This is a genomic window from Photorhabdus machadonis (assembly GCF_052657765.1).
Genome location: NZ_CP199761.1, coordinates 4,449,439 through 4,468,384 on the forward strand (window position 1 = coordinate 4,449,439; position 18,946 = coordinate 4,468,384).

The 18,946-nt window shown below is 43.1% G+C and carries 13 protein-coding genes and 2 pseudogenes; 12 read left to right on the forward strand and 3 right to left on the reverse strand.

All coding sequences use genetic code 11. From position 1 onward, the window contains the following. Positions 1-209: 209 nt before the first annotated feature. From ACUN2T_RS21495 to ACUN2T_RS21550, 12 genes and pseudogenes are all read left to right on the forward strand, one after another. Complete coding sequence (locus ACUN2T_RS21495) at positions 210-815, forward strand: hypothetical protein (protein WP_445494955.1); 606 nt, start codon at positions 210-212, stop codon at positions 813-815. Beyond that, positions 790-1,191 (forward strand): hypothetical protein, encoded by a 402-nt coding sequence (locus ACUN2T_RS21500; protein ID WP_445494956.1) that lies wholly within the window; start codon positions 790-792, stop codon positions 1,189-1,191. The genes ACUN2T_RS21495 and ACUN2T_RS21500 overlap by 26 nt, the downstream gene beginning before the upstream one ends. Next, positions 1,188-1,942 (forward strand): annotated as a pseudogene (locus ACUN2T_RS21505) (hypothetical protein). Before ACUN2T_RS21500 ends, ACUN2T_RS21505 begins: the two are co-directional and overlap by 4 nt. A 1,056-nt stretch (positions 1,943-2,998) precedes the next feature. Then, on the forward strand, positions 2,999-4,621 hold the full coding sequence (locus ACUN2T_RS21510) for a type VI secretion system baseplate subunit TssF (RefSeq protein ID WP_445494957.1): 1,623 nt from the start codon (positions 2,999-3,001) through the stop codon (positions 4,619-4,621). Between the two features lie 149 nt (positions 4,622-4,770). Continuing rightward, positions 4,771-6,660 carry a lipase family protein gene (locus tag ACUN2T_RS21515; RefSeq protein WP_445494958.1) on the forward strand — a complete coding sequence of 630 codons (1,890 nt, stop codon included), beginning with the start codon at positions 4,771-4,773 and terminating at the stop codon, positions 6,658-6,660. Continuing rightward, a complete protein-coding gene (locus tag ACUN2T_RS21520; protein ID WP_445494959.1) occupies positions 6,657-7,394 on the forward strand; it encodes a hypothetical protein in 738 nt (245 codons plus the stop codon). The genes ACUN2T_RS21515 and ACUN2T_RS21520 overlap by 4 nt, the downstream gene beginning before the upstream one ends. Positions 7,395-8,760: 1,366 nt before the next feature. Continuing rightward, positions 8,761-10,647 carry a lipase family protein gene (locus tag ACUN2T_RS21525; protein ID WP_445494960.1) on the forward strand — a complete coding sequence of 629 codons (1,887 nt, stop codon included), beginning with the start codon at positions 8,761-8,763 and terminating at the stop codon, positions 10,645-10,647. Then, positions 10,644-11,387 carry a hypothetical protein gene (locus ACUN2T_RS21530; RefSeq protein WP_445494961.1) on the forward strand — a complete coding sequence of 248 codons (744 nt, stop codon included), beginning with the start codon at positions 10,644-10,646 and terminating at the stop codon, positions 11,385-11,387. The genes ACUN2T_RS21525 and ACUN2T_RS21530 overlap by 4 nt, the downstream gene beginning before the upstream one ends. A gap of 140 nt (positions 11,388-11,527) precedes the next feature. Continuing rightward, positions 11,528-12,301 carry a hypothetical protein gene (locus ACUN2T_RS21535; protein ID WP_445494962.1) on the forward strand — a complete coding sequence of 258 codons (774 nt, stop codon included), beginning with the start codon at positions 11,528-11,530 and terminating at the stop codon, positions 12,299-12,301. 101 nt (positions 12,302-12,402) lie between these two features. After that, positions 12,403-12,642, forward strand: a pseudogene (locus ACUN2T_RS21540) (hypothetical protein); the annotation flags it as partial. Positions 12,643-12,697: 55 nt separating this feature from the next. Continuing rightward, positions 12,698-14,677 carry a type VI secretion system Vgr family protein gene (locus ACUN2T_RS21545; protein WP_445494963.1) on the forward strand — a complete coding sequence of 660 codons (1,980 nt, stop codon included), beginning with the start codon at positions 12,698-12,700 and terminating at the stop codon, positions 14,675-14,677. Further along, entirely contained in the window at positions 14,674-15,459 is a 786-nt protein-coding gene (locus ACUN2T_RS21550) for a DUF4123 domain-containing protein (RefSeq protein WP_445494964.1), read from the forward strand. The genes ACUN2T_RS21545 and ACUN2T_RS21550 overlap by 4 nt, the downstream gene beginning before the upstream one ends. Positions 15,460-16,490: 1,031 nt before the next feature. Here ACUN2T_RS21550 and cas6e read toward each other — a convergent pair. From cas6e to cas7e, 3 genes are read right to left on the reverse strand one after another with little or no spacing between them, the layout of a single operon-like run. Beyond that, positions 16,491-17,165 carry a type I-E CRISPR-associated protein Cas6/Cse3/CasE gene (gene cas6e / locus ACUN2T_RS21555; RefSeq protein ID WP_445494965.1) on the reverse strand — a complete coding sequence of 225 codons (675 nt, stop codon included), beginning with the start codon at positions 17,163-17,165 and terminating at the stop codon, positions 16,491-16,493. Continuing rightward, positions 17,152-17,898 (reverse strand): type I-E CRISPR-associated protein Cas5/CasD, encoded by a 747-nt coding sequence (gene cas5e, locus ACUN2T_RS21560; protein ID WP_445494966.1) that lies wholly within the window; start codon positions 17,896-17,898, stop codon positions 17,152-17,154. Before cas5e ends, cas6e begins: the two co-directional genes overlap by 14 nt. 11 nt (positions 17,899-17,909) lie before the next feature. Next, entirely contained in the window at positions 17,910-18,944 is a 1,035-nt protein-coding gene (gene cas7e, locus ACUN2T_RS21565; RefSeq protein WP_445494968.1) for a type I-E CRISPR-associated protein Cas7/Cse4/CasC, read from the reverse strand. Positions 18,945-18,946: the final 2 nt, after the last annotated feature.

The following is an 18,946-nucleotide window of genomic DNA, read 5'->3' on the forward strand; positions in this document are numbered from 1 at the left end:
GACAAGATATTTATGCTGAAAAATATCATACGACAAGGGGTTCCTGTGCGGGGTCACCAGCTTATCCTGACGCTGAACCCGGCTTGTTTTGCCAATCAGGGGAAATGAAAATGATTGATGGTCAGACAGGAGAAGTCTTGTGGGACTTTCAAGAGATGATGTTCGGGCTGTGTGCCTATATATAATGTGAAAAGAAGGATATTAAACCAATGGGCATATCAGATCCGCTTCTGTGTATAGATTGTAAGAAGTATTTGAGACACTGGGTAGAATTTCAGTTGGTGGATGAACAGGATAAGCCGCTGGTCAACCAGCCTTATCATCTGATCAGTCACGGAACCCCAGGTTATGTGCGTCAGGGCGTAACCGATGGTTTCGGGGTACTCAGGGAAGAAGACTTGTCAGCTTATCCCGTGACATTGTCTATCCATGCCCAATCGTTGGCGGATGAAATGGAACAGCGCCCGTTGCGGGAAATACGCGATGAAGCGGCGTCGATGGTGAAGCCCAAAGCAGAAGCCGAAGGCCATCACTATCACTATGTGACTATCGGGCAGATCAGTGATGGCTTGCCTGTGATGGAGGATTGGAATGACCCTAAAAAAATTCCACCGCCCTATCATTTCCCAGACCCGGAGCCTAAAGGGTTTTATTCCCGCCATCTAAATTGCCGACATGTTCTGGAAATATGCCCGTTCAGGGCTTGGGTTTTGCAGCTACATCATCAAAAGGAGTATTCCCTTGTTAATGCGTATAACCAGTGTTTGATGAGCGTGCTGGCTTATGCCGGTGGGAACGTCAAAGCAGGCAGGTGAACAGCAAAACGCCCTGTTTAACCAGCTCACCCCGCAAGAAAAGGATAAACTGTTTGCTGAAAATAAAAATCCTGAGTTAAAAGACAAACTAAGTATTCTTAATCACTTCTCATCTGAATATGCCGGTTATATTAATGCACGTCTTAAAGAGCTATGCGAACCGGATAAAATGACAGTTTATCAGGACAGTCAGCGTCAATTTAAGGAGAAAATGGATGTTTATAAGAGGTTGATCCCAGAGGCTATTTACTACCGTAATCTCTGTTTTCTGGAAATGGATAAACAGTTAATAACATCATTGGCCGTTAGTCAGCAAACAGAGAAGGGAAAACTGGCTTTACAGCATTATTGCAATGGTAAGGAACTCTCAGTATGAAAATAGTAAAAATCACGCTGTTATTGTTATTTTCGTATTTTATTTACTGGGCGTTAGGCGATACTTTTTTTAACTGGCTTTTTCCTTTTTCATCTGCTGGAAAAGGGCCGTGGATAACCGTGGACGGTGTCGCACCGAAATACACAAAACCCTATGTATCATCAGAGTATATCTCAAAATATTGCTTTTAATATCAATTGCATGCAAATGTGTCTCCTTATCAGGTACCGACCTATAACGGATTGACGGATTGCGCCTGAATGTAAAGGCCGATCCAAAAACCGGCCATTTTCAGGTAAAATTACCTTTCAGTGGTGGAGGGTGGTGTAAATGGAAAATTGGCCAGGCATTTGTGTCCGTGAGTTATACCGATGTCAGCCACCTAGTGAAAGATGCTATACCCTATGGAGGAACGGGTCTAACCGCCTTTATCAACGATGCAGTTCAAACAAATCTTAGCGAAACGGCGGCATCGAATACCATTGACTTTAGCCCAGTTATTTACCCTGTTTTAAAGGTAGTTGAAAAGCGTCCGAAAAGAATATCCTTACAAGGTGAAGTATCAAAAATGCGCTCCTTTCGACTCACGTTAACTCCAGGAGCGGAATGGAAAATTATCTTTAAACCTAAACTGGATGAAACTAAAATACCAAAAATCACTATTACGAACGAGAAAGGTGAGTGGGTTGAATATCCTGACGGGCAAATTGAAATCGGCACCCAAACAGTCGATTTTCGATACATAAAGTAACGCCATAAATAAAAAGTCCATATGAACGATAGCTAATATGTTCTCCGAATCAACGGAGATGAACCATAAACGAAGTGATAAGTCAATTGACTTCAAATACTGTCCCTCGTGTCCACGGGGATGAATGAGAAAAAATGAAATAATTCCAGCTTAATCTCTAATTATAGAATTAGATGATTTTCACGACTGTTGGGAACCCCCGGCTGTCGTCTGTCAGGATAGTGGATAATTTTCACTACTGTTTTTATTGTCATCATTAAAGATAAATCAAATACAACTAAACAAGTTCAATTGAATCATTAAGATGTTTTTACACCTGACAGAAAACCGGTTAACCGTGGAATACCATCGATTGGGCAAGATAATAATCTCATTACCCCCAGTATTTAATGAAGAATGACCTATTAGTGAAACACTTAAACAAATAGCTTTATTAGTTATCACAACAGATTTGAGCAAGTATATTTTTTGATTAAAAATCAATGTATTATTCTGTCGCAATGATAATGGGAAGGAATTCAGGTGAATCAGAAGCTGTTTTATCTATCGTGGATTATTTTTCTGAGAAAATAGTATATTACTACCCTTTTTTATAGTTTATTAGATTGAAGATAATTGAATCCATACTGAGTTTGTCATGCTTTCTTACAGTTTGTTACAATTTCTTACAAATTTATAGTTTTGTAAATTTATGAAAAACTCTTGCTATCTGATGAAAGTTCAATAATTATTACTTTAAGTTCCATTATATGAATAGTATGAAAGGGATTTCAACCTCTGTTCCCTTTATTCAAAGGGATTAATCGATTGGAATACATTGCTGTCTTCCTGTCGTTCAATTTGTTATTACTCACTGCATTGAGCTGTGCTTTCTGTCTGTGGTAATAGGATTTTTACTACCTTATTTTTAGAGTGGTGAGATCAATTATTTCAATTCCTGACAAGATATTTATGCTGAAAAATATCATACGAAAAGGGGACAAAACCTCTCATGGCGCCACATTAATCGCCTCACAGACACTTTTTCAGGCAAAAAATATATAAGGGTAGCGTGCAATGAATAGAAGAATATCGTTTTTCCTGCAAGAACTGAATTATATGCGGCAACTGGCGCAGGAAGCCGGAAAAGAACACCCTCATTTGGCCGGTTTTTTATCCGAAGGAGCGGGGGATCCAGATGTTGAACGAGCAATACAGGTTTATTCCCTGTTCGCTTCCCGTCTGCGCTACAAAATTGAGGATGATTTTCCTGAAATTACGCTAAATATGCTGACGCATATTTGGCCGCAAGCGCTGCGCCCATTGCCACCAACGAGTCTCGTTCAATTTTCACCGCAAGAAGGTAATCACCTGGGGGCGATGACGCTGCCGGCGGGTACGCCGGTTTTTGCCGGTGAAGGGGAACAGAAAATAAGTTTTGAAACCTGTTGTCCCCTGCATATTGAACCCCTGACGGTGATTGATCGACAATTAAGTGCCACCGCAGAATACAGTGAAATAACGTTAACACTGCGCTGTTCGGGCAATTCCCTGGAATGGCGAAGCCAGCCGCTGCATTTCTTTTTGGGCCGTGATCGTGAGCAGGCGGCACTATTAGCCTTATGGCTTGATTTTCATCTCTGTGATATCCAGTTACGGACACAGGGTAAAACCGTCACGCTTCGTGACAGCTACCCGGTATCGGCGTTGTGGGGGACAGAGCGGCAAGTTGCTATTCTTCCTGCCAAGGAAAATTCGCCGTTTTCCATTTTGCAACTGATGATGGAATATTACTATTTCCCGCATGTACATGATTTTGTGACGATTGATATCACGGGGGGGTGTTCGTTAGTGGCGTTGAACGCCGACCGGACATTCGAGTTGATTTTGCGGTTTGAAGGCAGTCTGGCACTGACTGATATTGCCCAAACCTTTCTGCTGGATTGCGTGCCGGTCAGACAACTGGAGCCGATGACCAGTGCAGCAATCCCGGTGAACAGTGGCATCAGCGATTATGACATCCCATTAGAGCCGACAGTACGACTGTTCAGCCTGGATCACGTTTACGTATCGACGGAGCCGAAGCTGGAACGCGGGCTGCCCTACTGCTATCTGCCGGTTAAACAATTTACCTTAACCTCTCATTTCCAGCAGGATGCCGAGTTTCTTTATTATTATCAACTGGATACGGAATGCGATATTTTACAGCATACCCGCCATCAGCTGCGTTTCTTTGACTGTCATGGTAAAGCAGCGAATAACCTGCCGTCACAGTCGATTTTTTGTCAGTTTACCGGCTATCGATCACAGGCAGCTGAATTGGGCATCGGCGATATCAATCTGGCGGGAGAAGATGCCACGGGGTTAACGGCCAGCAATATCACCCCGGTTTCCGCCTGTTATCCCCCCATGACAGAAGAAAGATCGGCCTGGCCGCTGATTTCCTGCTTTGCCGGCTCGCCTTGGATCATGTTTCAAACCCACTCGTTACAAGAGTTTCTGAAGATATTTGATTTTTCCCCTGATCAGGCATTAAGCCGACGTCTCCAGTCACATATTAACGGTATCGTCCGGCTGGAGAATATCCCGATAGATCGCCTGGACAAGGGCGTTCCGGTACGGGGCCACCAGCTTATCCTGACGCTGAACCCGGCTTGTTTTGCAAATCAGGGGAGATGTATCAATTCTGCTTGGTGGTGACACGCCTGATGACGATTTTCATTAGCATGGGCGCTTTTCTGATGATGAAAGTGATTGATGGTCAGACAGGAGAAGTCTTGTGGGACTTTCAAGAGATGATGTTCGGGCTGCGTGCTTATATATAATGTGAAAAGAAGGATGTTAAACCAATGGGTATATCAGATCCGCTTCTGTGTATAGATTGTAAGAAGTATTTGAGACACTGGGTAGAATTTCAGTTGGTGGATGAACAGGATAAGCCGCTGGTCAACCAGCCTTATCATCTGATCAGTCACGGAACCCCAGGTTATGTGCGTCAGGGCGTAACCGATGGTTTCGGGGTACTCAGGGAAGAAGACTTGTCAGCTTATCCCGTGACATTGTCTATCCATGCCCAATCGTTGGCGGATGAAATGGAACAGCGCCCGTTGCGGGAAATACGCGATGAAGCGGCATCGATGGTGAAGCCCAAAGCAGAAGCCGAAGGCCATCACTATCACTATGTGACTATCGGGCAGATCAGTGATGGCTTGCCGGTGATGGAGGATTGGAATGACCCTAAAAAAATTCCACCGCCCTATCATTTCCCAGACCCGGAGCCTAAAGGGTTTTATTCCCGCCATCTAAACTGCCGACATGTTCTGGAAATATGCCCGTTCAGGGCTTGGGTTTTGCAGCTACATCATCAAAAGGAGTATTCCCTTGTTAATGCGTATAACCAGTGTTTGATGAGTGTATTGGCTTATGCCGGTGGGGATGTTGATACTGAAGGCTCTGTGACTCACTTTTTTAATCGGCAGATGGTGGATGTTTCAAAGTTGCCTTACAAAGTTGAGGAATTGTCAGCAACTCCGGTGGTTTATGATGTGCCATTTAGTGAACGTTATACTCAAGTGGAATTTATTAATTCAAAAGCAGGAGATAATAAACAAGGTAATACTCAGCTGTTTTATACGATCAGCAAACGTGATGTCATTGTTAGTTGGCGGGGTACGACCAATACGGAGGATATCCTGACTGATGCTACGTACCAGCCTTTGGGGTTAGATTGTGATGAGAAGGTGCTGTGCAGCAGGTTTATTCACCATGGTAAGGTGCATAAAGGGTTTTGGGAAGGATTTAGTTTAGTTGGGATGTTAAGAGCTCCCAATAATAAAGATATAACAGTATTCAGCGATATTCTGGATTTAACCACAGGCAAAAGGTTGTTCGTTTGTGGACACAGTCTGGGAGGAGCATTGGCATTACTGCACAGTGCTCAATTGAAGGACCATAATCCTTGCCTCTATAGCTACGGGATGCCCAGAGTATTAACCATCAGTGCTATACGGGAACTCGCAGATATCACCCATTACCGTCATGTTAATGAAGATGACCCGATCCCTTCTTTACCACCGGAAAAAAATCTGGATAACTGGCTGTATGATTGTTGGGGGCCACTAGGCTATTTATTTAGCCCGGTTGAATTGCTAGATTTTACCGACAGCGGTGAAGTTTATCTACATCACGGAAAAATAGTGCACTTTTGTAAAATCAATCTGGTTATTGAATGGCTGGAAGAACGTAATCCCAGTAACCATGTACGACTCAGAACCACCTTACCCACCAAAACAAAATTGTATTTAGTTCCGTCATTAAACCGTGAAACAGAAGATAATCTGAAGGATGCCGGGAACATTCAGAAAAAATTTTTTCAACAGATCAGCGAGACAGATAAAGCCAAATGGTTTCCATTGAACGAAAACCCGACCTTAAAAGATGCGCTGGGTTTCCCTGATCACAGTTCACTGAAATATGCTCGTTATATTGGCGCACGACTTGCCGAACTGGTTGCGCCGGAGAAATACCATTTTTTCCGGGATCAGGAACAATTATTTGAAAAAACACTGAATGAAAGGACCGATATTGTTCAAGGTATTCGACAGCGCGATGCATTATTTTTACAGATGGATCATCAGTTGCAGCAAGCACTGATTTGTACTCAGCAGGATGAACAAGGTCCGTTGGCCTTATTGCGCTATACGGATAACGGGGGAAGAATTGAGGAAGATTTACCATGACAAATATCGATCAATACTTATTAGTATTGTTAATCACATTAATATCAGGTTGTGCTGACCCGGATGAACCACTTTCTCCCCCTAAAGAGAATCAGTGGATCACAGTCGAAGGGGTGGCACCGAAATACACAAAACCGTATGTGTCGGCAGAATATATCTCAAAAGATTGTCTTGAATATCAGTTGCATGCTGATATGTCGCCTTATAAGGTGCCAACTTATAATGGCCTTCGTCTGAAAGTAAAAGCTGACCCACAAACGGGGTACTTTCAGGCGAAGTTGCCTTTTTATGGCGGCGGCCGGTGCAAATGGAAAATTAACCAAGCATTTGTAACCGTAGGTTATACCGATGTCACCCATTTGATGAAAAATGCTGTTCAGGAGGCCGGGGCTGAAGGAACAGGTTTAACTGCATTTATCAACGATGCTGTCCGAATAAGTCTTAGCGAAACCGAGGCATTGAATATCATCAATTACAGCCCCACTATTTACCCTGTTTTGAAGATGGTTGAAAGGAGACCGAAAAGAATATTCTTACAAGGCCAAGTAGCGCAACGTTTTTTTAGGCTGAAGTTAACGCCGGGCGCTGAATGGAAAATTATCTATAAGCCTAAACTGGATGAAACCAAAATGCCGAAGGTCACGGTGACTGACGGGAAGGGAGAATGGGTTGAATATCCCGATGGACACATTGAAACTGATACTCAAATGGTAGATACCCGTTACATAAAGTAGTGTCACTGGAATAGCAACCTGTTTATGTTTATTCACATAAAATAGAATGAATGAGGCATGTTGGTTTTAACTCACTATACAGATAATGTTGTCGGGATCGAAGAAAACTGACCATGATAAATATGAAATGCAATAGTAAGGAACTCTCAGTATGCAGTATGAAAATAGTAAAAATCACGCTGTTATTGTTATTTTCATATTTTATTTACTGGGCGTTAGGCGATACTTTTTTTAACTGGCTGTTTCCTTTTTCATCTGAAGGAAAGGGTTGGTATAAATGGAAAAAATCCATATGAACAATGGATGACATGTTCTCCGAATCAACGGAGATGAACCATAAACGAAGTGATAATTCGATTGACTTCAAACACTGTTCCTCGTGTCCACGGGATGAGAATGCATTGGCATTTATTTTGGCTTCTCCCTTCATCCATGACCTTGCTTAAAAGCCGGCATGACTGTCGCTGTAAATTGCGCTCTGTACGGCAATCACCCTGCCGTCGTCTGTCGGGATACATTAAGACGTTTTTATTCCTGACAGGAAACCGGCCAACAACGAAATACCATCAATTGGGCAAGATAATAATCTCATTACCCCCGGTATTTAATGAAGAATGACCTATTAGTGAAACACTTAAACAAATAGCTTTATTAGTTATCACAACAGATTTGAGTAAGTGTATTTTTTGATTAAAAATCAATGCATTACTCTGTCGCAATAATAATGTGAAGGAATTCAGGTGAATCAGAAGCTGTTTTATCTATCGTGGATTATTTTTCTGAGAAAATAGTATATTACTACCCTTTTTTATGATGTATTAGATTGAAGATAATTGAATCCATACTGAGTTATCATGCTTTCTTACAGTTTGTCACCATTTCTTACAAATTTATAGTTTTGTAAATTTATGAAAAATTCTTGCTATCTGATGAAAGTTCAATAATTATTACTTTAATTTCCATCATATGTACAGTATGAAAGGGATTTCAACCTCTGTTCCCTTTATTCAAAGGGATTAATCGATTGGAATACATTGCTGTCTTCCTGTCGTTCAATTCGTTATTACTCACTGCATTGAGCTGTGCTTTCTGTCTGTGGTAATAGAATTTTTGCTACCTTATTTTTTAGGATGGTGAGATCAATTATTTCAATTCCTGACAAGATATTTATGCTGAAAAATATCATACGACAAGGGGTTCCTGTGCGGGGTCACCAGCTTATCCTGACGCTGAACCCGGCTTGTTTTGCCAATCAGGGGAAATGAAAGTGATTGATGGTCAGACAGGAGAAGTCTTGTGGGACTTTCAAGAGATGATGTTCGGGCTGTGTCCCTATATATAATGTGAAAAGAAGGATGTTAAACCAATGGGCATATCAGATCCGCTTCTGTGTATAGATTGTAAGAAGTATTTGAGACACTGGGTAGAATTTCAGTTGGTGGATGAACAGGATAAGCCGCTGGTCAACCAGCCTTATCATCTGATCAGTCACGGAACCCCAGGTTATGTGCGTCAGGGCGTAACCGATGGTTTCGGGGTACTCAGGGAAGAAGACTTGTCAGCTTATCCCGTGACATTGTCTATCCATGCCCAATCGTTGGCGGATGAAATGGAACAGCGCCCGTTGCGGGAAATACGCGATGAAGCGGCGTCGATGGTGAAGCCCAAAGCAGAAGCCGAAGGCCATCACTATCACTATGTGACTATCGGGCAGATCAGTGATGGCTTGCCGGTGATTAAGGGATGGGACACTAAAAATATTCCACCCCCCTATCATTTTCCAGACCCGGAGCCAAAGGGGTTTTATTCCCGCCAGTTAAACTGTCGGCATGTACTGGAAGTGTGTCCGTTTCGGACTTGGGTTTTGCAGTTACACCATCAAAAAGAGTATTCCCTTGTCAATGCCTATAATCAGTGTTTGATGAGTGTATTGGCTTATGCCGATGGAGATGTTAATACTGAAGGTTCTGTGGCTCATTTTTTTAACCGGCAAATGGTGGATGTCTCAACGTTGCCCTATAAAGTGGAAGAATTGTCGGCAACACCTGTGGTTTATGATGTGCCATTTAGTGAACGTTATACTCAGGTAGAGTTTATTAATTCAAAAGCAGGAGATAATAAACAGGGCAATACTCAACTGTTTTATGCGGTCAGCCAGCGTGATGTGATTGTCAGCTGGCGGGGTACAACTAATATAACAGATGCTGTTACGGACGCTACGTACCAGCCTTTAGGATTAGGTTGTGATGAAAAAGCCCTGTGCAGCGGGTTTATTCACCATGGTAACGTGCATAAAGGTTTTTGGGAGGCGTTTAGTTTAGTTGCGAGATTAAGAGTCCCAAGTGATACAACTCAAGAAGTATTCAGCGATATCCTTGATTTGGCTAAAAACAAACGGTTATTTATCTGCGGCCATAGCTTAGGCGGTGCACTGGCATTACTGCACAGTGCGCAATTAAAAGAACATGACCCCTGTCTCTATAGCTACGGAATGCCACGGGTGTTAACGGTCAGTGCGATACGAGAACTGGCAGATATCACCCATTACCGCCATGTCAATGAAAATGACCCGATCCCTTCCTTACCGCCGGAGAAAAATTTGGATAACTGGCTGTATGATTGTTGGGGACCCCTAGGTTATTTGTTTAGCCCGGTTGAATTGTTAGATTTCACCAACAGCGGTGAAATTTTCTTGCATCACGGGAAAATAGTGCATTTTTGTAAAATCAATCTGGTCATTGAATGGCTGGAAGAACGTAACCCTAGCAATCATATTCGGTTGATGACCACCTTACCCACCAAAACAAAACTGTATTTAATTCCGTCATTAAACAGTGAAACAGAAAATAATCTGAAGGATGCCGGGAACATTCAGAAAAAATTTTTTCAACAGATCAGTGAGGCAGATAAAGCCAAATGGTTTCCATTGAATGAAAACCCGACATTAAAAGATGCGCTGGGTTTCCCTGATCACAGCTCACTGAAATATGCTCGTTATATTGGCGCACGGCTTGCCGAACTGGTTGCGCCGGAGAAATACCATTTTTTCCGGGATCAGGAACAATTATTTGAAAAAACGCTAAATGAAAGGACCGACATTGTTCAAGGTATTCGACAGCGCGATGCATTATTTTTACAGATGGATCATCAGTTGCAGCAAGCATTGATTTGTACTCAGCAAGATGAACAAGGTCCGTTGGCCTTATTACGCTATACGGATAACGGAGTAAGAATTGAGGAAGATTTATCATGACAAATATCAAGCAATGCTTATTAGTATTGTTAATTACATTAATATCAGGTTGCGCTGACCCAAATGAACCACTTTCGCCCCCCAAAGATAATCAATGGATCACGGTAGAGGGAGTAGCACCGAAATACACAGAACCGCATGTATCAGCAGAGTATATTTCAAAATATTGCCTTGAATATCAGCTTCATGCAGACATGTCATCTTACAAAGTACCAACCTATAATGGCCTTCGTCTAAAAGTAAAGGTTGATCCGCAAACCGGTTACTTTCAGGCAAAATTACCTTTCAATGGTGGTGGCAGGTGCAAGTGGAAAATTAACCGAGCCTTTGTGTCTATCAGTTATACCGATGTGCATCATCTGGTGAAAGATGCTGTCCCGTACTCAGGAACAGGTTTAATCGCATTTATCAATGATGCAGTCCAGACCAATCTTAGCGAAATCGACGCATTGAATACCATTGACTTTAGCCCGGTTATTTACCCTGTTTTGAAAGTAGTTGAAAGACGCCCGAACAGGATATTCTTACAGGGTGAAGTATTAAAAATGCGCTCCTTTCGACTCATGTTAACTCCAGGAGCGGAATGGAAAATTACCTTTAAGCCTAAGCTGGATGAGACCAAAATGGCAAAGGTTACTGTGACTGACGGGAAAGGCGAGTGGGTTGAATATCCTGGCGGTAAGATTGATAACGGTACTCAAGAAGTCGATTTTCGGTACATGTATATGAACATGAAGTAACGCTATCAGAATCGCTCATTTACTTCTAATAAGAATGAACAGGAAGATTTGATATTGAATACGCTGTACGGATAATGCGGTAGAAATTGAGGAAAACTGACCATGATAAATATGAAATGCGATGGAAAGGAACTCTCAGTATGAAAATAGTAAAAATCACGCTGTTATTGTTATTTTCGTATTTTATTTACTGGGCGTTAGGCGATACTTTTTTTAACTGGCTTTTTCCTTTTTCATCTGCTGGAAAAGAACAGTTGATTACCGTGGAAGGCGTCATGCCGAAATACACAAAACCGTATGTATCCGCGGAATATATCTCAAAAAACTGTCTTGAGTATCAGTTGGACGCAGGAATGTCGCCGTTTAAAGTACCGACTTATTATGTATTGGATTTGGATGTAAAAGCCGATCCGCAAACCGGTTATTTTCAGGCGAAATTGCCTTTCAGTGGCGGAGGTTGGTGCAAATGGGAAATCAATCAGGCGTTTGTGTCCGTGGGTTATGCCGATGTTAGCCACCTGGTGAAAGATGCTATACCCTATGGAGGAACAGGTCTAACGGCCTTTATCAACGATGCAGCGCGAACATATTATTCTGAAGCCTCTGAGACTCGCGCATTAAATACGATAGACTTCAGCCCGGTTATTTACCCTGTGTTGAAACTAGCTGAAGGGCGGCCAAAAAGAATTTCCTTACAGGGTGTGGTCGGTTTGTTTCCTTTTCGGCTAAAATTAACACCGGGAGCTGAATGGAAAATCACCTTTAAACCTAAACTGGATGAAACCAAAATGCCGAAGATAACCATAACTGATGGGAAGGGAGAATGGGTTGAATATCCGAATGGCCGAATTGACCTCAATCGGCAATCAATAGATTACTGGAAAATAACGTCACCAAAGCTTCCAGCAAAATAAACAGGAAAATATAACCTTAACACGCTATACAGATAACGCGGTAGGAATCGAGGAAAACTGACCATAATAAATATGAAATGCGATGGTAAAGAGCTCTCAGTATGAAAATAGTAAAAATCACGCTGTTATTGTTATTTTCGTATTTTATTTACTGGGCGTTAGGCGATACTTTTTTTAACTGGCTTTTTCCTTTTTCATCTGCTGGAAAAGAACAGTTGATTACCGTGGAAGGCGTCATGCCGAAATACACAAAACCCTATATGTCGGCAGAATATATTTCAAAAGATTGTCTTGAATATGAGCTCGATGCAGATATACCGCCTTATAAGGTGCCAACCTACCCAAGGCCATATTACTCATTTACCTAACCACTAACACCAGAAATAAGGAGTCCCTATGAACGATGGATTACATTTTCTCTGTCAGGTTACCGATTTGCCGGAAAAAACTTTTGCGGTAGCGGAGTTCTCTTTACAGGAGGAATTATCTGAACTGTTTACCCTCTCTTTAACTCTGGTCAGTAAACGGGCCGATATTGATCTGGAGTCGCTGCTATTACAATCGGTAAAATTCCAGGTGGTTTTCAACGACGTTGAACAACGTCAGGTCAGCGGCATTATCGCACAGGCTGTATTGGGTGATACCCATACTCACCGCACGATTTATTATCTCACCGTCCGGCCTGCGCTCTGGCGGATGAACCTGAATCAGGACAGCCGGATTTATCATCGGCAAAGCGTACCGGAAATTCTTAAAAGCTTGCTGAAAAAACACCATATTCTGGCCGATTCCCAGTTGGATGAGTTTCATTACACGCGCGAGTATGTGACGCAAAAGCGTGAGTCCGATTATGACTTTTTTGCCCGGTTAGTCGCCGAGGAAGGGCTGAATTTCTGGTTTGAAGACGACAAACTGTTTTTCAGTGACAGCCATTTAGGCATGACGGCCAATTTACCGCTGGTTTACAATCCGCAGGTACAAGTCGCCACTGAAATGAATGTGGTTAATCAGGTGCGTCTGGGTGTCTCCATGACCCCGCAACGGGTGATCTATAAGGACCGAAATCCGCAAAACCCCTCTTATTTCCTGACACACCGGGCCAATGTCGATCCGCGTGTTGAGGGGCAAGAAACCCTGTTTTCAATCTTTGAAAGCTACGGCCGTTTTCAGAAAGACGCGGAGGCGAAACCGTTTGTCCAGCGCCGTCAGCAGGCCGTTCAGAATAAACGTCAGGCGGGCAGTGGGCAAAGCAACTGTTTTAAGCTGATGCCCGGTAAAATCTTTGACCTCAACGAGCATCCGATTGATGCCATGAACACCCGCTGGCAAATCGTGACCATTCATCATTACGGCAAATGTCCGCAGGCCCTGCAAGAAACCAGTGGCGGATCAGGAACTTATCTGCATAACGAATTCAGTTTTATTTCCGGCTATAAGGACTGGCGAGCGCTCTATCGTTATAAGCCATTGGCGGATGGTGATGAAGTCGCTACTGTGGTGGGCCCGAAAGGGGAAGAGATTTATGTCAACAAAGACGGTTGTATTCGCGTCCATTTTCACTGGGATCGCTATGATAAGGCCGATGAAAACGCGTCTTGTTGGGTACGGTTTGCGCAAGGCTGGAATGGCAGCGGTTACGGTTTTATGGCGGTTCCCCGTATCGGTCAGGAGGTGATTGTCTCCTATCTGAACGGCGATATTGATCGGCCGATTGTCACCGGCTGCACTTACAACGGCTTAAATCGGCCACCACTGGATTTACCCGCCGAAAAAAACCGCACCACGTTTAAAACCCGGACCCACAAAGGTGACGGTTTTAATGAATTGCGGTTTGAAGATGCCAAAGATCAGGAAGAGATTTACCTGCACGGGCAGAAAGATCTGACCGCCCATATTCAGCATGATGCTTACTGGCATATTAAACACGACCATAAACAGCGGATCGATAATAACCGGTACAGTGAAATCAGTGCCGATGACCACCGGAAAATCGCCGGCTCCGGTAAATACAGTACCGATGGGGATGTATCGCACCGTATCACCGGCAGTCAGTATTTACAGACCGGGGAGGCACTGGTCACTGAAAGCGGTCAGGAAACGCACCTGAAAAGTGGCGGTAAAATCGTGCTGGAAGCGGCGTCAGAAATCACCTTGAAAATCGGCGGCCATTTTATCCGGTTAACTCCCGGCGGTATTCTGACTTCCCCAAATTTATTAGTCGGACAAGGCGCTGCCGGTACCGGACGTGGCTTGTCCCTGCAACTGCCAGAAGGGGTAGAACCGCTGCCAGAGGTGAAATCTCCAGTCAAACCGATTTGTGCCTTACAAGCCCAGAGGGATGTTAATTTAACTATCAATAATCAGGAGGATGAATGAACACTTCCATAAACTGGCAACAATGGCTGAGCACGCCTGATAAGCCGCCTGTTTTCTTTATGCTCAATTCACTAGCAGAACCTAACCCCGTCGGTCACTTTTACAAAAATAACTGGGTAGAACAGGCTTTTCCACTATACAGCGGTACACCAATGGATCACCTGCTGGCGCAAAGCCCCTGGCTGGTTCAGCCTAAGTCAGGTTGCCTGGCAATAATAAGTCATTTACTTGATAGCCATACCCTGAGCGATAACAGTTGGGGCTGGGCTTATCGCAGTGAGGACTCATGGACTCAACAGCTTAATCACTGGCGTTCACGCCAGCAGGTGATATTACAGGAGAAACAGGTGCTTTTGCGCAGTATGGATACGCGTATTCTCAGTCAGTTATTACCGGCAATGATCATCAGCGATTGGTCGGGATTCCTGACGCCGGTGAGTGAATTAATGATCGACGCACCTGAGCCACAGATTTATTCTCGCCCTGAGAATTGTGGTCAAAGTGGGAGTGAACGACCTTTCGTCCTGGATAGTCATTTATCGTATGCCTGGCGTCATTCCGATTATGCCCTGAAAGGGAAAGCATTTGTGATCAGTAGTGATTTATGGGAAAACCACGGTGAATTAGCTGAAAAATTGAATGCGTCAGAGGGGCAATTAGTGGAACAGATAATCAATTGGCTGAAAGCGTGTTTAGAAAACGGCGATGACATCAGCAGCCTGACCAGTGAGGATTATTTGCAGATGCTCAATGAGCAACATACAACCACTCTATCCCTGTAAGCACAGGGAATACTTCATATTCATTATCTAAATCTTTTCTATTATCGGTTTATCCCCGCAAACACGGGGAACCTTTTTACTCTGCCACCACCACAAAACCCGAATCTGGTTAATCCCCGTAGACACGAGGAATTCTGGTACTATTGCGGGAATTTTCCTCCCCGATGACGGTCCATCCCCTCAAATTACAGGGAACACAGTTACAACAGACGAAGATGATTCTGTATTTAGCGGTTTATCCCCGTAGTAACAGGGAACATGTATGTTTCCACTAATTCAACCGCTAACTGTTCGGTTTATCCCAGTAAATACCGGGAACGTTTTTCCAAACCCGATATACAACAGTATCAGTTCGGTTCATCCTCGTAAACGAGGAATACTTTATTAACTGTCTTTAGTGGTAATATCCAAAACAACTGATCCCAGTCGATACAAGGAACACAGATTACCGCTAATTACGCCCCTGTTACTGCCCGGTTTATCCCCGAAGGTTACAAGGAACTTATTCCTGGCTTTTATGCTATTTGGAGCACTGCTAGGTTCATCCCTGTAATTACAGGGAACATTTAGTAAATTTACTAAAGCATCACTCATGACGCGGTTTATCCCCGCCAGTGCAGGGAACATGTAAGTTCGCGCATTGGTAAGATTTATCGAGTTAGGTTTATCCCCGTAAGCACAAGGAACATTCACCAACACGGTCTCTTATGGTTAATTATAGCGATTTATCCCATTAAGCAAAGGGAACGTATTCTTCCTAGTCTAAATGCATACCAAAACCCGGGTTTATCCCCACAGATAATGGGGAACACAGTAATTATTTTATCAATACCTTTAGCGTCACAACTGCACCCAACTCGACAGAATATCGCGGCACGAATACATTAATTAGCAATATCGCCAGTTACCCTGCTTTCAAAGCATAACACGAACACCTAATAACACAAATGAACCATCTTCAACAATCAATACCCTTAAGGCGATTATATTGCCATCCCCAACAGAAATAGATTTAAATGAAGTCAATGCCATTATACTGTTCTGATTAACATCAATCCGCACCCCATAGCTTTAGATCGACCAAAACCTTTTGTATATTGTGCCAAGAATAAATCACCATTGGTAATCGTCAGAAGTCCCTGGAAATCGACACTGGAGAATTGGATTTTTTGTCCCTTCCTTTTTACGCTGCGATGCTGCGTATAACCTTCAATATTCAGTAAATCATCAAACTGAATACCCCATTGCTGCATACGACGATTATCCAGGAGCCAATTACGAGCAGCATCCTCCATCATGGTCTTTATTTTCCCCTGTTCTATTTCACCTTGCCGTCTTGCCTGAAATTTGGCATGCATCAAAACATCATGACGCCGACGTTTTCCAGAAGGATCGGTAACACAAATTGTTGGATTAACACGTAATTTGAAAGCTAAACGCTGTCCCGCACTCAATAGAGGATAAAACGATTTCGTTTCAACATCAAATAATGGTGACTGCGTTTGGGGTGATGTTTTAGATAAAACATAGAATACAGGTAATCCCATTATTCCGATTTCTTGCCGGAATAGAAATTGACGCTGTACGTCTTCCGTAAACAATTTCCATAACAATTGATGAGAGGTATAAACTCCATTTGCACCAAGCTTCGCCAATATATTTGCTGTCTGGCCTGATTGACGAAGTGTAATTTTAGACAAATACATTAACACCCTCCTCGACAGAAAGTTGATACATAGTACGTTGCCTGAATTGCCAACGCCCACGGTTGATCGGCTCATCCCAAGGATGGCTTATTAAGATATTTGAAGAGATAATTTCATCTCCCTTTCCCTCCCAAAAATAAGTCACAAGACCATTTGCTCCCAGCCATAACTTATCTTCTTCATCAGAATGAATCAGTGGTGGGAAAGAGATATCCAACGCCGCTTTTAATATCGTTCGCCCAGTTAATTTAGGGCAGAGAGGTAAAGCAGGTGGGCAAGATTTACGGCCAAGATGCAAGACAAATACCGGTTTAAGTAAAGCATCCCGCAATTGTTCCAGAGTGAAAGAAGCACATTTGGTTAATGCAATAGCAACAATCCAAATACCATCACAACGATAGTCACGATTAGACAATATAGTATTCAGTTTATCTGAACTTAATTCACTTTTACGACTCTGATGAAACAGATTATTCTCGTGCGTTGGTACCTGTGTCGTATGGTAATCACGTATTAAGGAACTGGGAACAATTTGCTTAATTGCAATCAACACACTTTTTTGTAATTTCGCTAATTCAGACTCATTATCCCGTCGAATACCTAACGCTGCCCCTAATAACCCCAAAATCGCAGAACGACCAGGATATAATCCCGTCGGCCTTTCCCCACCAACTGCGGGTTGGCCCCAACTTGCCATCGGACCATATAATCGAAAGACTAAATACGCTTTCATTCTGCCCCCCATTACTGCGCAACAAACTTAAGCAGCTCGGTCAAACTTCCTTCCCCTGTAAATGTGTTGAATTTATAGCGGGCATCGGCACACGCACCGTAAACCTGATCAATATTGTGCATTTGGCTTTCTAATTCATGAATTGCCGATGGGCCTTGGTCACTGTCATGAATCGGTTTTAAAAATGCGACAGATAAAGAACGCGGTTGTTGTTCGCCTTTTTCAGCGAGAGCAAAATTGGCATAAGCACGAGAAGCAAAACTACTTTGTTTGCCCGTCGGTGAGACTTTCACTGCCGCTTCTGTCAATGCTTTAATCGCTTTATTAGCAAGCGCTTTATTACCATCCAAATTCTCTATTAATTGCGTTTTATTAATGCAGATATAACTGTAGAACAACGCCGCTGCAAAACCCGATTCCCCTATATGGGCCGAACCGGTGTCTTCCTTACCATCATTTAAATCATCCACCGCCGTAAAATAATCATCTTCAACGACAACACTGTGCACACTAATCGCATGAGCAACCTGGCAAGCGGCTTCGACGTTAAATGCAGGGCTTGAAGCTAACATTCGACCAAACAATGCAATATCCACAGCGGTTTGTTCAGCTTTTAACAGATTAAGTTCTTCCGATGTTGGTGCCCGGCCTTCTTCTGCCAACACGGCGACCAGCGACATGACAGATCGCTGCTCTGCCGGGCTGATATGTGCCAATTGTTCAGTCTCTAAAGCATCTTTTTTAGTTTTACCAAAAACACCAGCAATACTTGTAGCCAATGCCTTAGCTGATTTTTCTTTCACGCCGGCGCTGATCAAAGCTTCAAATACCTTGATACCAAAGCGCTTTGTACGAATACCAATATTCTCTGATAACGCTTGCTCAAATAATTCAGAAGTACGCCAGTGGCGCTTCAAACTTTGAGAACTCACACGTAGACGTTCAAAACCCCCCATTTTCGCTGTTTTCGGCCGGCCTAGATCATCACGATTAAGATTGGATGGTGCATAGGAGGTTAATAGGTGTAATTGAATAAACTGACTCATCG

Bases quoted from the DNA above. Each gene is read 5' to 3' on its own strand.
- ACUN2T_RS21495 (WP_445494955.1), top strand. From the start codon at position 210: ATGGGCATATCAGATCCGCTTCTGTGTATAGATTGTAAGAAGTATTTG.
- ACUN2T_RS21510 (WP_445494957.1), top strand. From the start codon at position 2,999: ATGAATAGAAGAATATCGTTTTTCCTGCAAGAACTGAATTATATGCGG.
- ACUN2T_RS21515 (WP_445494958.1), top strand. From the start codon at position 4,771: ATGGGTATATCAGATCCGCTTCTGTGTATAGATTGTAAGAAGTATTTG.
- ACUN2T_RS21520 (WP_445494959.1), top strand. From the start codon at position 6,657: ATGACAAATATCGATCAATACTTATTAGTATTGTTAATCACATTAATA.
- ACUN2T_RS21525 (WP_445494960.1), top strand. From the start codon at position 8,761: ATGGGCATATCAGATCCGCTTCTGTGTATAGATTGTAAGAAGTATTTG.
- ACUN2T_RS21530 (WP_445494961.1), top strand. From the start codon at position 10,644: ATGACAAATATCAAGCAATGCTTATTAGTATTGTTAATTACATTAATA.
- ACUN2T_RS21535 (WP_445494962.1), top strand. From the start codon at position 11,528: ATGAAAATAGTAAAAATCACGCTGTTATTGTTATTTTCGTATTTTATT.
- ACUN2T_RS21545 (WP_445494963.1), top strand. From the start codon at position 12,698: ATGAACGATGGATTACATTTTCTCTGTCAGGTTACCGATTTGCCGGAA.
- ACUN2T_RS21550 (WP_445494964.1), top strand. From the start codon at position 14,674: ATGAACACTTCCATAAACTGGCAACAATGGCTGAGCACGCCTGATAAG.
- cas6e (WP_445494965.1), bottom strand. From the start codon at position 17,165: ATGTATTTGTCTAAAATTACACTTCGTCAATCAGGCCAGACAGCAAAT.
- cas5e (WP_445494966.1), bottom strand. From the start codon at position 17,898: ATGAAAGCGTATTTAGTCTTTCGATTATATGGTCCGATGGCAAGTTGG.
- cas7e (WP_445494968.1), bottom strand. From the start codon at position 18,944: ATGAGTCAGTTTATTCAATTACACCTATTAACCTCCTATGCACCATCC.